A 12962-nucleotide genomic window follows, 5' to 3' on the forward strand; every position below is an offset into this window, starting at 1 on the left:
GGGTCAGGCGCCCAGGGCCTGGCGCAGGCGCGCTTCAAGCTGTGCGGCATCCAGGTCCTGGCCAATCAGCACCAGGCGGGTGATGCGCGCTTCATCGCTGCGCCAGGCACGGTCGAAGTGCTTGTCGAAACGGGTACCCACGCCCTGGATCAGCAGGCGCATCGGCTTGCCGGGAATGGCGGCGAAGCCCTTGGCGCGCAGGATGCCGAACTCACCGACCAGTTGGCTCAGGGCATCGAGCAGCAGGCTTTCGTCGGCCTCGGGCAGGTCGATGGAGATCGAGTCGAAGGCATCATGATCGTGGTCGTCGTGATCGTCACCGTCGTGGTGCGAATCATGGTGGGTGCGACGGCCATCGATATGCGCCTCGGACTCGGCGCCCACGCCCAGCAGCACGTCGAGTGGCAGGCGGCCACTGCTGGCCTCGATCACCTTGACCGCCGGCGGCAGTTCCTCGGCCACCTCGGCGCGCACCTTGGCCAGGCCGGCGGCGTCGATCAGGTCGGCCTTGTTCAGCACCACCAGGTCGGCACTGGCCAACTGGTCGGCGAACAGCTCGTGCAGCGGCGATTCATGGTCCAGGTTGGGGTCGAGCTTGCGCTGGGCGTCGACCTGCTCGGGGTAGGCGGCAAAGGTGCCGGCGGCCACCGCCGGGCTGTCGACCACGGTGATCACCGCATCGACGGTGCAGGCGTTGCGAATTTCCGGCCACTGGAAGGCTTGCACCAGGGGTTTGGGCAGGGCCAGGCCGCTGGTTTCGATAAGGATATGGTCAAGGTCGCCGCGGCGGGCCACCAGCTCGCGCATCACTGGGAAGAACTCTTCCTGCACGGTGCAGCACAGGCAGCCGTTGGCCAGCTCGAAGACCCGGCCCTGCGCCTCCTCCTCGGTGCAGCCGATGCTGCACTGCTTGAGGATCTCGCCGTCGATGCCCAGTTCGCCGAACTCGTTGACGATCACCGCGATACGACGGCCCTGGGCGTTGTCGAGCATGTGGCGGAGCAAGGTGGTCTTGCCCGAGCCGAGAAAGCCGGTGACGATGGTGACAGGGAGCTTGGCCAGTGTTTTCATGTCGCGTTGCCCTTGGCGGCTGTGGCGCGGGCATGCGGGACGGCGGCCGCGGCCATGCTGGCCGGGCGCGTTCGCCACCGGATCACCCCGCCCGGTTGAAAGTCGAAAACGTCGCGAGGCAGGTCTCCTGGCTTGCACCAATCCGGCGCCGGGGCCGGTGGATCAGCGCCTTCCCGCGCGCCTGCGCAGTGGCTGTGCCGAACCTTTCAGTGCCTACAGTTGCGGGGGCAGCCGCGGCTTGTACCGCGTTCCCATCTTAGCTCAGGCCAGGCCTGAGAACCTCGAAGCGGCAAGGCTACGCATCCACCCGACAACGGTCAACCGCCGCCGCGATTGACGCCGGCCACGCCCCGTGATTTGCTAGCGCACTGCCTTCAGGTGCCCCCAATTGGGGGTGAAACGGGAAACCGGTGCGACGCGGCCTCTACAACAGGCGCGGACAAAGCCGGTGCTGCCCCCGCAACGGTAAGCGAGCGATGCTCGCCAGCCCGGAGACCGGCCTGTGGTGCTCGATGAACAACCCCGCGGTGGGCGGGTGCTGTCGCATGCCCTGGGCCATCCGCGCCTGGGGGCGTCGCGCTTGCCCGTTGCCCAAAACAAAAGCAGCAGAGGAACGCGTCATGCCTATCACCAGTGCCAAGCACAGCATCGCCACCCCCGTCAGCCTCAGCCAGCGCCTGCTGGTCGCCGTGGGCGCCAGCCTGCTGGGCCTGAGCCTGGTGTACTTCGCCGGTTTCTCGCACATCGAGGCAGTGCACAACGCCGCCCACGACACCCGTCACAGCGCCGCCTTCCCCTGCCACTGAGTATCCCCGCATGATCACGCGTATTGCCCGCACCGCGGGCTTCAGCGGGCTGCTCGCCGCCCTGCTGCTGACCCTGCTGCAAAGTTTCTGGATCGCCCCGCTGATCCTCCAGGCGGAAACCTTCGAGAGCGCCGCCCCGGTAGCCGAGCAGCATGAGCATGCGCCAGCCGAAGCCGGCCACAGCCATGAGCACAACGCCGAGGCCTGGGCACCGCAAGACGGCTGGCAGCGAGTGCTGGCCACCACCGGCGGCAACCTGGTGGTAGCCGTCGGCTTCGCCCTGATCCTCGCCGCGCTGTACAGCCTGCGTGAACCTGGCCGCGTCAGCACCGGCGCGCTCTGGGGCCTGGCCGGCTTCGCCGTGTTCTGCCTGGCGCCCACCCTGGGCTTGCCGGCCGAGCTGCCAGGCACCGCCGCCGCCGACCTGGGCCAACGCCAGGCCTGGTGGATCGGCACCGCCGCCGCCACCGCGGCCGGCCTGGCCTTGCTGGTGTTTAGCCGGCATTGGTTGTTCAAGGTGCTGGGGGTCGTGCTGCTGGTGATCCCTCACCTGATCGGCGCGCCACAACCGGCAGTGCACGCAAGCCTGGCCCCAGAGACCCTGGCCACCCAGTTCAAGATCGCTTCCTGGCTGACCAACGCCGCGTTCTGGCTGGCCCTGGGCCTGCTCAGCGCCTGGCTGTTCCGCCGCGCCAACCCGGCCTGATGCTCGATTTCAGCCCGCAGCCCGCGCTGTACGCGGGCTTTGGTTGTCGCCGTGGCTGCCCCGTCGAGACCCTGGCGGTACTGCTGCGCCAGACCATGGCCCGCCACGTCCTGCCCCTGTCGGCCTTGCGCGCCATCGCCAGCATCGACCCGAAGGCCCGCGAACCGGGCTTGCTGGCCCTGGCCGAGCGCCTTGGCGTGCCGTTCCTGTGCTTCGACGCCGCGCACCTGCTGGCTTTCGAACCGTTGCTCAGCCAACGCTCGGCCACCGCCTACGCCCAGACCGGCTGCTGGGGCGTGGCCGAAAGCGCCGCCCTGGCCCTGGCTGCCCGCGTCGCGCCACAGCCCAGCCTGCACGTGCCGCGACAAGTCCTTGCCGGCGCTACCCTGGCGCTGGCCATCGGCGGATAATCCGCTTCTTTATCTGCAAGGAACCGCCATGACGGTCTACTTCATCGGTGCCGGCCCCGGCGATCCGGAACTGATCACGGTCAAGGGCCAGCGCCTGATTCGCCAGTGCCCGGTGATCATCTACGCAGGCTCCCTGGTCCCGCCCGCGGTGCTCGAGGGCCATAACGCCCGAACCGTGCTCAACAGCGCCGAACTGCACCTGGAGCAGATCGTCGAGGCCATGCGCCAGGCCCACGCCGAAGGCCTGGACGTGGCCCGGGTGCACAGCGGCGATCCCAGCCTGTACGGCGCCATCGGCGAACAGATCCGCCACCTGCAGGCACTGGGCATCGACTACCAGATCATCCCCGGGGTCACCGCCACCGCCGCCAGCGCCGCGCTGCTGGGCTGCGAGCTGACCCTCCCGGACGTGGCGCAGACGGTGATCCTCACCCGTTATGGCGACAGCTCGCCGATGCCGCCAGGCGAGCAGCTGGCCGATCTGGCCCGGCATGGCAGCACCCTGGCCATCCACCTGGGGGTCAAGCACCTGGCGCGCATCGTCGACGAGCTCTTGCCGCACTATGGCGGTGACTGCCCGATTGCCGTGGTGCACCGCGCCACCTGGCCGGACCAGGATTGGGCTCGTGGCAGCCTGGCGGATATCGTCGAGCGGGTAGCGGCCAAAGGCTTTCGCCGTACCGCGCTGATTCTGGTCGGCCAGGTGCTGGGCGATGCGCCGTTCGCCGAATCCGCGCTGTACCGGGCCGGGCACGCCCACTTGTACCGGCAGGGCAACTGAAGCGATTGCCGTCGGGGGCGGTGGCGTTGCACACTGCGTGCAACTTGCCAACGGAATGCCTGCCATGCTCGAACTGCGCCCCAACTGCGAATGCTGCGACCGCGACCTGCCGGCCGAAAGCCCGGATGCACTGATCTGCTCGTTCGAGTGCACCTTCTGCCGCGCCTGCAACGACCGCCACTTCCAGGGCCAGTGCCCCAATTGCGGCGGGCAACTGGTGACCCGCCCTACCCGCACCGGCAAGGCCCTGGCCAACAACCCGGCAACGACCCAGCGGGTCAACAAACCACACGCTGCTTGCGCTTGAGGTGTATTTGTAGGATTTTTCAGCAAGAGTTCGTAGGTTTATCAACACACCTATACTCGCCTATTACCAAGGCTCCTGATTCTCCGTAAGGTGCGCGCAGCCCAGTTGGCCCGCCACCTTGCGCATGCAGTAAAACGCAGGACGCGGGCTGCACTTTGACAGGAGTTACCCAAATGACATCCGTGTTGCTGGTTGATGACCACCATATTGTTCGATTGGCGGTGCGCATGCTGCTCGAACGCGAACGCTTCACCATCGTGGGTGAAACCGACAAAGGCAAGCAAGCCAAGGACCTGGCCGCCAAAACCAAGGCCGAGGTCGTCATCCTCGACATTGGCCTGCCCGACCTCGACGGCATGGAGGTGATCAAGCGCCTCAAGGTGCTGGATCCCGCGCCGAGGATCATGGTCTACACTGGTCAGCCTGCCGATCTTTACGTGCGCCGCTGCATGGACGCGGGCATCTCCGCTTTCGTCAACAAGGACGAAGACCTCGACGCCCTGATGTTCGCCCTCAAGGCCTTGGTCAAAGGCTATTCGACCTTCCCGCAGATGGCGGTCAACAGCAATACACTGGAGAGCGAAGGCGCCCGGCTGATGCTGCTGTCCAATCGGGAAATGGAAGTGCTGCGTCGACTCTGCGCGGGCCAGTCCAACAAATACATTGGCGAACAGATGAACCTCAGCGCCAAGACCGTCAGTACCTACCGCGGGCGAATCATGGAAAAGCTCAAGGTCGAGTCGCTGGTTGAAATGGTCGACCTGGCCAAACGCAACAACGTGGCCTGACCCATGATCGGGCGCACGCTGCTGTGCCTGGTGTTGGCCCTAGCATGGCCGTTGTCCGCCCCTGCCGCCGTGCAGGGCGAAAGCCGCCACCTGCTGGCGCGAGCCTTGAGCGCCGCGCCCCCGTTGCAACTCGACGACAGCGACCGGCGCTGGCTGGCGCAGCGTAAAGAGCTGGTGCTGGGAAGCTCGCGTCCGGACTACCCACCATTCGACATCAACACCAGCCAGGCCGACTACGAAGGCTTGAGCGCCGACTACGCCGGGCTGATCGGCGAGCAGCTCGGCGTGCCGGTGCGGGTGCGCCGCTATGCCAGCCGCGCCATGGCCCTGGCCGCGCTGCGCGCCGGCGAAGTCGACTTGCTGGGGACGTCCAACGCCTTCGAGGCCAACGATGCCGAGCTGGCCCTCAGCCACTCCTACGCCGACGATCTGCCGGTCATCGCCTCGAGCCATTCCCGCACACTGCGCGAAAACAGCGACCTGGCCGGCCTGCACTTGGCCATGGTCGACCACTACCTGCCGATGCAGACCGTGCAACAGCTGTTCCCACAGGCCCAGCTGCGCCTCTACCGCTCGACGCTGGCCGGTATAGCGGCGGTAGCTCTGGGCCAGGCCGACGCCTACCTGGGCGATGCCATCAGTACCGACTACGTGATCGCCAAGGGTTACCAGGGGATGGTCAAGGTCGACCACTTCGTCAAGGCGCCGGTCGGCACCTTTGCCTTTGCCCTGGCCCGCGACAACCCGCGCCTGCTGAAACTGGTGAACCTGGCCTTGGCCAGGATCGCCGACAGCGAGCGGCTGAACATTCTGCGCCGCTGGACCAGCGGCAGCACCAGTGTCTTGCTCGATCGCCGCCTGGCCGCCCTGACCCCGGAAGAGCGCGACTGGATCGAGCGACACCGCCAGGTCAAGGTCATGATCAATACCACCCTGGCGCCGCTGAGCTTTACCGATGCCCAGCAAAACCCCCGTGGCATCGCCTTGGACCTGCTGGAACGTATCAGCCTGCGCACCGGCCTGCGCTTCCAGATCGTCGAGTCCGAGTCATTCCAGGACATGGTCGAGCAGACCGCCCAGGGCCAGGTCGACATGATCGGCGCCATCGGCTATGGCGTGCACCGCGCCTTGCGCCTGCGCTACACCCGGCCCTACATGATCAGCCCGCGGGTGCTGGTTACCCGGCACAATGCTCCGCCACTGATCGGCGACCAGCCGTTGAGCGGCCTGCGCGTGGCGCTGCTGCGCGGCTCGCCGCTGCGCGATGGCCTGACGCTCCGGGCCAGCGGCATCCAGCCGATCGAGAAGGAGAACCCCTTGCAACTGATGGAGGCCGTGGCCAACGGCGAGGCGGATGTGGCGATCAGTTCACACATCAACGCCGCCTACTTCATCAACCAGGTGTTCAAGGGCCGCCTGAGGATCGCCGGCCTGCAAGGTGACGAGCCGGCCCTGGCGGCATTCGCCGTCAGCCCGGCGCAGCCGCAGTTGCAGGCGATCCTCGACAAAGCGCTGCTTAGCATCCCGCCGGACGAACTGGAACAACTGGTCAACCGCTGGCGTACCAATGCCGTGGTCAGCGACAGCCCCTGGCGCAACTACCGTACCCTGGCCTTGCAGGTACTGGTGCTGGCCGCCGTGCTGCTGGCCGGCGTGGCGTTCTGGAACACCTACCTGCGCAAGCTTATTCACCAGCGCACCGAAGCCCAGCGGGCCTTGCAGGAGCAGTTGGCACTCAGCCGCAGCTTGCTCGAACAATTGCGCCAAGCCAAGGACGATGCCGAACGGGCCAGCCAGGCGAAAAGCACCTTCCTCGCGGTCATGAGCCATGAAATCCGCACGCCGATGAACGCGGTCATCGGCTTGCTTGAGCTGGCCCTGGAGGACAGTCACCACGGGCGCAGCGACAGCCACGCGCTGAAAACCGCCCACGACTCGGCACTCGGCCTGCTCGACCTGATCGGCGATGTGCTCGATATCTCGCGCATCGAGTCCGGCCATATGACCCTGCAGCCCCAGCCGGTCGAGTTGATCGAGCTGGTTCAGGTGACCTTGCGGGTGTTCGAGGGCAATGCGCGGGCCAAGGGCATCCAACTGCACGGCGCATTGCCCGAACCGCCCTGCTGGGTGCGGGTCGATGCCTTGCGCCTCAAGCAGGTGCTGTCGAACCTGGTCAGCAATGCCATCAAGTTCACCGACCGTGGACAAGTCGACGTGACCCTCACCGCCACGGCGCTTGACGCCCAACGGCTGCGCATCAACCTGCAGGTCCGTGACAGCGGCATGGGCATCAGCGCTGCCAATCAGGCGCGCCTGTTCAACGCATTCGCCCAGGCCGATGGCAGTCAGGGCCGCCAAGGAGCCGGGCTGGGCCTGGTGATCAGCCGCGAACTGTGCGAGCTGATGGGCGGCCAGCTGAGCCTGCAAAGTCTCGAGGGCCTAGGGACCCAGGTCGATATCCTGCTCACCTTGCAGGTCTGCCCCCCACCTAGCCGGGAGCCGGTGAGCGGCATCGGCCGGGAGATCGCCGGCGGGCCGTTGCAGGTGCTGGTGGTCGACGATTATCCAGCCAACCTGCTGCTGCTCGAGAAACAGTTGCGTTCACTCGGGCACCAGGTAGTGCTCGCCGACCAGGGCGAGGCGGCCCTGGCTTTGTGGCAGGCCGGGCATTTCGATGTGGTGCTCAGCGACTGCAGCATGCCCGTGATGGACGGCCATGAACTGGCCCGGCGCATCCGCGCCGCGGAAAAACAACGCACACGGCCGGCCTGTCGCATCATCGGCATCACCGCCAACGCCCAGGCTGAAGAACGCCAGCGTTGCCTGGACAGCGGCATGGACGACTGCCTGTTCAAGCCAATCGGTCTGCAGGCCCTGAAAGGCTGCCTGGCTCACCTGCGCAGCATCGACCCAGCCCCCTGCCCCACGGCGCGTGCCAGTGGTTTCGACCTCCAACAGCTGCGTCACCTGACCCAGGATGACGAGCAGTTGATCATGCGCCTGCTGGAGCAGTTGGCCGCCAGCAATGCCGAGGACCTGCAGGCCTTGCGGGCGCTGGGAAGCTCGCCGGCCAGCGAGGCGCTTGGCCCGGTGGTACACCGGATCAAGGGTGGCGCCAAGATGCTCAAGGTCAGGACCGTGGTGCAGGATTGCGAAGCCCTGGAGCAGGCCATCGCCCACCGCCAGCCGCTCGCTTCGTTGCTCGAACGGCTGCACGCCAGCCTGCACAGCCTCGAACGCGAGCTGCGGGAAAACCTCAGTGCAATTGCAGGGTCGAGCTGATCTGGCTGATCGCGTCCACCACGTGCCGCGAACCCTGCTGAATTTCCATGATCACCGTGCCCGCCTCGTTGGCCAGCTCCACCCCGAGCCCGGTACGGGTCAGGCTCGACTGCATGCTGGCCACCGCCGTCAGCGACAGGTCGTGGTTCTGCCGTACCACCTCGACGATCTCCAAGGTGGCCTTGCTGGTGCGCGCCGCCAAGTTGCGCACTTCGTCGGCCACCACCGCGAAGCCGCGGCCATATTCGCCGGCCCGCGCCGCCTCGATCGCCGCATTGAGCGCCAGCAGGTTGGTCTGGTCGGCGATGCCACGGATGGTCAGGACGATCTGGCCAATGGCTTCGGACTGTTTGCTGACGGCATCGATGCTGCGCGCGGCCTGGTTGAGTTCGGCGGAAATCTGCTCGATCACCTCGACAGTCTGCTGCACTACCTGGGTGCCCTTGCGCGCGCAGGCGTCGGTCTGTACCGAGCTGGCATGGGCGGCATCGGCGGCGGTCTGCTGGGTACTGACCTGGTTGGTGATGTCGCTGGCGAACTTCACCACTTTGTACAAGCGGCCCTTGTTGTCGAAGATCGGGTTATACGAAGCCTCCAGGTAGACGGTCTGGCCCTGTTTGTTGATGCGTTCGAAGCGGTGCGAATGGTACTCGCCGCGGTTGAGCGAGGCCCAGAAGTCTCGGTACTGCGCCGACTCACGCTCGTGGGCCAGGCAGAACAGCCCGTGGTGCCGGCCCACCACTTCCTCCAGGCGGTAGCCCATGGTGTCGAGGAAATTCTGGTTGGCCTTGATCACCCGCCCGGCCGGGGTGAACTCGATCACCGCCATGGAACGGCCGATGGCCTTGAGCAAGCTTTCGCTCTCGTGTTCTTCATTGACATGGCGGGTGATGTCCGAGGCCACCTTGATCACACTGGTGACCTGTTGGCGCTCGTCGATCACCGGCATGTAGCTGGCTTCCAGCCAGACCTCTCGACCGGTCTTGTCGAGGCGCTCGAAGGTACCGCTGATGGCCTTGCCCTGTCCCAGTTCGCGCCACAGCTGCTGGTACTCGGCGCTCTTGGCATAGGCCGGGTCACAGAAGATGCGGTGGTGCTTGCCGCGAATCTCCTCGGCGCTGTAGCCCATGGTGCTGCAGAAGTGCTCGTTCGCATCGAGGATCGTGCCGTCTGGCGCGAACTCGATCATCGCCATGGAACGGCTGATCGCCGCCAGCTTGGCCTCCATGCCCGCCAGGGCCTGGCGGCAACGCTGGATCTCGACCAGATCGGACTTGCGATGGTATTCGAACATGAGCCGGGGCTCCTTCTGCTCTGGGATGAACCTGAGCATAGATCGGCGTTTTCACCGTGCAAGCGAACTGATATCACTTTTGAATTAGCTATTTGCGCCCGTTTGTCTGGTGGTTTTTGCCGATGATCTGCCACCGTTGCCGGCCAACCCGACGACGCAGTGGATGGCACCGACGCGCCCCGCTCCACCTGTAGGAGCCAGCTTGCTGGCGAACCAGGCGACACGGTAGCCGGCTCCTACGCGCCGTGCCCGGCCAGCTCAGGAACTCTCGCGCACCATCAACTCGAAGCCCAGGTCCTGCTGCCCATCCGCACCACGCTTGCCGTCGAGCATGCCCAGCAGGGCCTGCGCCGCGCCGCGCCCCACCGCTGCCCGCGGCGTGCGGATCGAGGTCAGCCGCGGCACCATGTGCGCCGACCCCGGCAAGTCGTTGAACCCGACCATCGCCACCTGCCGAGGCACCTCGACGCCCTGGCGCAAGGCTTGCAAAATCGCGCCCTGGGCCAGGTCGTCGTTGCAGAAGAAAATACCATCGACATCCGGCGCCCGAGCCAGCAAGCGGCTGAACAACTCGCCCCCCAGGCCGATCGACGACGGCTGCGGGTCGAGCATTTCCAGCTCTGGCGCCTGCAAGCCGGCTTGCGCCAACGCCTGGCGGAACCCCTCGGCCCGTTGCATCACCCGCGGGTCCAGTTGCGCGGCGATGAAGCCCAGGCGCCGCCGCCCACGCTCGATCAGGTGCCGCGCCGCCGCACGCCCTGCCTCGTACTGGGAAAACCCGACCGACAAGGCACCGTCTGCGCCACCCAGCTCCATCATGTGCACGCAGGGCACCTGGCTGGCGGCGAGCATCTGCCGCGAGGCTTCGCTGCGCTCGAAACCGGTCAGCAACATGCCGCACGGCTGGTAGGCCAGATAGTTGCGGATCAGGTTCTCTTCCTCGGCGATGTCGTAGTGGTAGTTACCTATCAGCACCTCCAGCCCACGGGGCCGCATCACCTCGTGGATCGCCTCGAGGGTGTCGATGAACAGTTGGTTGGAGAGCGAAGGAATCAACACTACCACCGACTGGCTGCGCGCCGAGGCCAGGGCTCGCGCCGCCGGGTTGGCGACATAGCCCAGGCTGGCCGCCGCGACCTTGACCTTTTCCACCAGCTCCGGGGCGACCGTGCTGACCCCGCGCAGGGCGCGGGAGGCGGTGATGGGGGAAACCCCGGAAAGCCTGGCGACTTCTGCCAGGGTGGGACGACCAGTGGTACGCGAGCCGATACGGGACATGGGAATTGGAGTTTTTCCACTTGCAGGAAGAGGGAACGGTCACTAAGGTAGCGCTGTCTCTGGATGCAGGCAATGCAATCCTGGTAGCAGTCATGCCTTATACGTCCATACTGCCAAAGACAAGATCAATAACACCCGGGAGGGTGGCGCTTACCTGTCTGGTTCAACACCGCAAAGACAGCGCTATCTCACCCAGCAGGAGGTACAGATGAACCCTTCCCTGTCCGCGATTGTGGTCATGGGCGTGGCTGGATGCGGCAAGAGCTGCATCGGCGCGGCCATTGCCGCGCGCAGCGGCGGCCGCCTGATCGAAGGCGATGCCTTTCACCCCGCCGCGAACATCGCCAAGATGAGCGCCGGTATTCCCCTGGACGACGACGACCGCGCTGGCTGGCTGGTGCGCCTGGGTGAAGAGCTGCAGAACGTGATCAGCGCGGGCGAACGCCCGATCCTGACCTGCTCGGCGCTCAAGCGCCGCTACCGCGAGACCTTGCGCCAGGCGGTACCCACGCTGGGCTTCGTGTTCCTCGAACTGACCCCGCAGGAAGCCGAGCGGCGTGTGTTGGCCCGTCCTGGCCACTTCATGCCGGCAAGCCTGATCGAGAGCCAGTTCGCCGCCCTGGAGCCGCCCCACGGCGAACCCCAGACCCTGGCGCTGGACGCCACCCGCTCGGTCGAAGCCCTGGCCGAAGCCGTGCACACCTGGCTAAAGCCCGGTGGTGAGCGGCCCCTGGCGCGTACTGCCTGAATCGACGGTATTGCCAGCTCACCCAAGATAGCGCTGTCTCTGTACCTTGCGGCAAGCAACGACCAAGAAACACGCTCCACCAAAACAACAACGACAAGACCGAGGCTAACGATCCATGTTCGGACTAGCTACTGATACCTTCCTGCTGCTCGACGCACTGGTCACCATCGTCGGGCTGATCCTGCTGATCACTCATTTCAAGGTCCATCCCTTCGTTGCCCTGACCCTGGCCGCGGGCTTTCTCGGCCTGACCTCCGGCATGCCGGTGGCCAAGGTGATGAAGTCGTTCCAGGACGGCTTTGGCGGGGTACTGGGCTTCGTCGGCATCGTCCTGGCCCTGGGCACCATGCTCGGCAAGCTGATGGCCGACTCCGGCGGCGCCGACCAGATCGCGCAGACGCTGATCCGCGCCTTCGGCAAGCAGAAAGTGCACTGGGCGATGATGTTCGCCGCCTTCCTGGTGGGCATTCCGCTGTTCTTCGAGATCGGCTTCGTGCTGCTGATCCCGCTGGTATTCATCGTTGCCCGTCGCTCCGGCGTGTCACTGGTGAAGATCGGCATCCCGCTGCTGGCCGGCCTTTCCGTGGTTCACGGCCTGGTGCCTCCACACCCGGGCCCGCTGCTGGCGATCGGCATCTTCCACGCCGACATCGGCAAGACCATCTTCTATGGCCTGCTGGTGGCTCTGCCCACCGCGGTGATCGCCGGTCCGCTGTTCGGTAACTTCATCTCCCGCTACATCCCGGGCAATCCGTCCCAGGAGCTGATGGACCAGATTGCCCGCGAGTCGGACCAGCAGAACCTGCCCAGCTTCAGCGTGACCTTGATCACCGTGCTGCTGCCCGTGGCGCTGATGCTGCTCAAGACTTTCGCCGACGTGGTGCTGCCAGCCGAGCACATCGTGCGCCAATGGATGGACCTGATCGGCCACCCGATCACCGCCCTGCTCGCCGCCCTGCTGCTGGCGTTCTACACCTTCGGTTCGGCGCGCGGCTTCAACCGCCAGCAGATCATGAAGATGCTCGACCAGAGCCTGGCACCCACCGCGGCCATCGTGCTGATCGTCGGCGCCGGCGGCGGCTTCAAGCAGATGCTGGTGGACACCGGGGTCGGCAACGTGATCGGCCAGATGGCGGTCCAGGCCGAGATCTCGCCGATTCTGCTGGCCTGGCTGGTGGCGGCGGTGATCCGCATCGCCACCGGTTCCGCGACCGTGGCCACCATCACCGGCGCCGGCATCGTCGCTCCGGTGATCGACCTGGTGCCGGGGGTCAACCGCGAGCTGCTGGTACTGGCCACCGGGGCCGGCTCGCTGATTCTGTCCCACGTCAACGACGCCGGGTTCTGGCTGGTCAAGCAGTACTTCAACATGACCGTCGCCGAAACCTTCAAGACCTGGAGCATGATGGAGACCATCCTCTCGGTGGTCGGTATAATCTTCATCATGTTGCTGTCGATGGTGGTGTGACCGTCGGTCGCCGTGATGGCACC

Annotated in this window: 12 protein-coding genes, 1 pseudogene and 2 riboswitches; of the genes and pseudogenes, 9 read left to right on the top strand and 4 right to left on the bottom strand. The window is 65.8% G+C overall.

Annotated elements, in window-relative coordinates:
* Positions 1–3: 3 nt before the first annotated feature.
* Complete coding sequence (cobW, locus tag E3U47_RS04105) at positions 4–1071, bottom strand: cobalamin biosynthesis protein CobW (protein ID WP_134689734.1); 1068 nt, start codon at positions 1069–1071, stop codon at positions 4–6.
* A gap of 99 nt (positions 1072–1170) precedes the next feature.
* Positions 1171–1370: riboswitch (cobalamin riboswitch) on the bottom strand.
* Between the two features lie 60 nt (positions 1371–1430).
* A riboswitch (cobalamin riboswitch) is annotated at positions 1431–1590 on the top strand.
* Positions 1591–1691: 101 nt separating this feature from the next.
* Here cobW and E3U47_RS04110 point away from each other — a divergent pair.
* The 7 genes from E3U47_RS04110 to E3U47_RS04140 all read left to right on the top strand — a co-directional run bounded on the left by E3U47_RS04110 (position 1692) and on the right by E3U47_RS04140 (position 8151).
* Complete coding sequence (locus E3U47_RS04110; RefSeq protein ID WP_134689735.1) at positions 1692–1877, top strand: CbtB-domain containing protein; 186 nt, start codon at positions 1692–1694, stop codon at positions 1875–1877.
* Between the two features lie 10 nt (positions 1878–1887).
* Positions 1888–2583: a CbtA family protein gene (locus E3U47_RS04115; protein WP_134689736.1), complete on the top strand. Its 696-nt coding sequence runs from the start codon at positions 1888–1890 to the stop codon at positions 2581–2583.
* Positions 2583–2993 carry a cobalamin biosynthesis protein gene (locus E3U47_RS04120; RefSeq protein WP_134689737.1) on the top strand — a complete coding sequence of 137 codons (411 nt, stop codon included), beginning with the start codon at positions 2583–2585 and terminating at the stop codon, positions 2991–2993. The genes E3U47_RS04115 and E3U47_RS04120 overlap by 1 nt, the downstream gene beginning before the upstream one ends.
* A gap of 28 nt (positions 2994–3021) precedes the next feature.
* On the top strand, positions 3022–3774 hold the full coding sequence (cobM, locus tag E3U47_RS04125; protein WP_134689738.1) for a precorrin-4 C(11)-methyltransferase: 753 nt from the start codon (positions 3022–3024) through the stop codon (positions 3772–3774).
* 64 nt (positions 3775–3838) lie between these two features.
* Positions 3839–4081, top strand: coding sequence for a DUF1272 domain-containing protein (locus E3U47_RS04130; protein ID WP_134689739.1), 243 nt, complete (start codon positions 3839–3841; stop codon positions 4079–4081).
* A 173-nt stretch (positions 4082–4254) separates the two neighbouring features.
* On the top strand, positions 4255–4869 hold the full coding sequence (locus E3U47_RS04135) for a response regulator transcription factor (protein WP_134689740.1): 615 nt from the start codon (positions 4255–4257) through the stop codon (positions 4867–4869).
* A gap of 3 nt (positions 4870–4872) precedes the next feature.
* Positions 4873–8151, top strand: a complete 3279-nt coding sequence (locus E3U47_RS04140) for a transporter substrate-binding domain-containing protein (RefSeq protein ID WP_134689741.1) — start codon at positions 4873–4875, stop codon at positions 8149–8151.
* On the opposite strand, the gene E3U47_RS25380 is transcribed toward E3U47_RS04140, so the two are convergent.
* The 3 genes and pseudogenes from E3U47_RS25380 to E3U47_RS04150 all read right to left on the bottom strand — a co-directional run bounded on the left by E3U47_RS25380 (position 8126) and on the right by E3U47_RS04150 (position 10723).
* The gene (locus E3U47_RS25380) at positions 8126–8581 is read right to left on the bottom strand and encodes a methyl-accepting chemotaxis protein (RefSeq protein WP_372239474.1); all 456 of its coding nucleotides are present in this window, start codon (positions 8579–8581) and stop codon (positions 8126–8128) included. The genes E3U47_RS04140 and E3U47_RS25380 overlap by 26 nt on opposite strands.
* Before the next feature lie 81 nt (positions 8582–8662).
* Positions 8663–9484 (bottom strand): annotated as a pseudogene (locus E3U47_RS25385) (PAS domain-containing protein); the annotation flags it as partial.
* A 219-nt stretch (positions 9485–9703) separates the two neighbouring features.
* Positions 9704–10723: a LacI family DNA-binding transcriptional regulator gene (locus E3U47_RS04150; RefSeq protein WP_134689743.1), complete on the bottom strand. Its 1020-nt coding sequence runs from the start codon at positions 10721–10723 to the stop codon at positions 9704–9706.
* A 208-nt stretch (positions 10724–10931) separates the two neighbouring features.
* On the opposite strand from E3U47_RS04150, the gene E3U47_RS04155 reads away from it, so the two are divergent.
* Positions 10932–11471, top strand: a complete 540-nt coding sequence (locus E3U47_RS04155; protein ID WP_134689744.1) for a gluconokinase — start codon at positions 10932–10934, stop codon at positions 11469–11471.
* A 115-nt stretch (positions 11472–11586) separates the two neighbouring features.
* Positions 11587–12939 carry a GntP family permease gene (locus E3U47_RS04160; RefSeq protein WP_062574186.1) on the top strand — a complete coding sequence of 451 codons (1353 nt, stop codon included), beginning with the start codon at positions 11587–11589 and terminating at the stop codon, positions 12937–12939.
* Positions 12940–12962: the final 23 nt, after the last annotated feature.

This window comes from Pseudomonas sp. RIT623 (genome assembly GCF_004519305.1).
In the GTDB taxonomy this organism is placed as follows: Bacteria; Pseudomonadota; Gammaproteobacteria; order Pseudomonadales; family Pseudomonadaceae; genus Aquipseudomonas.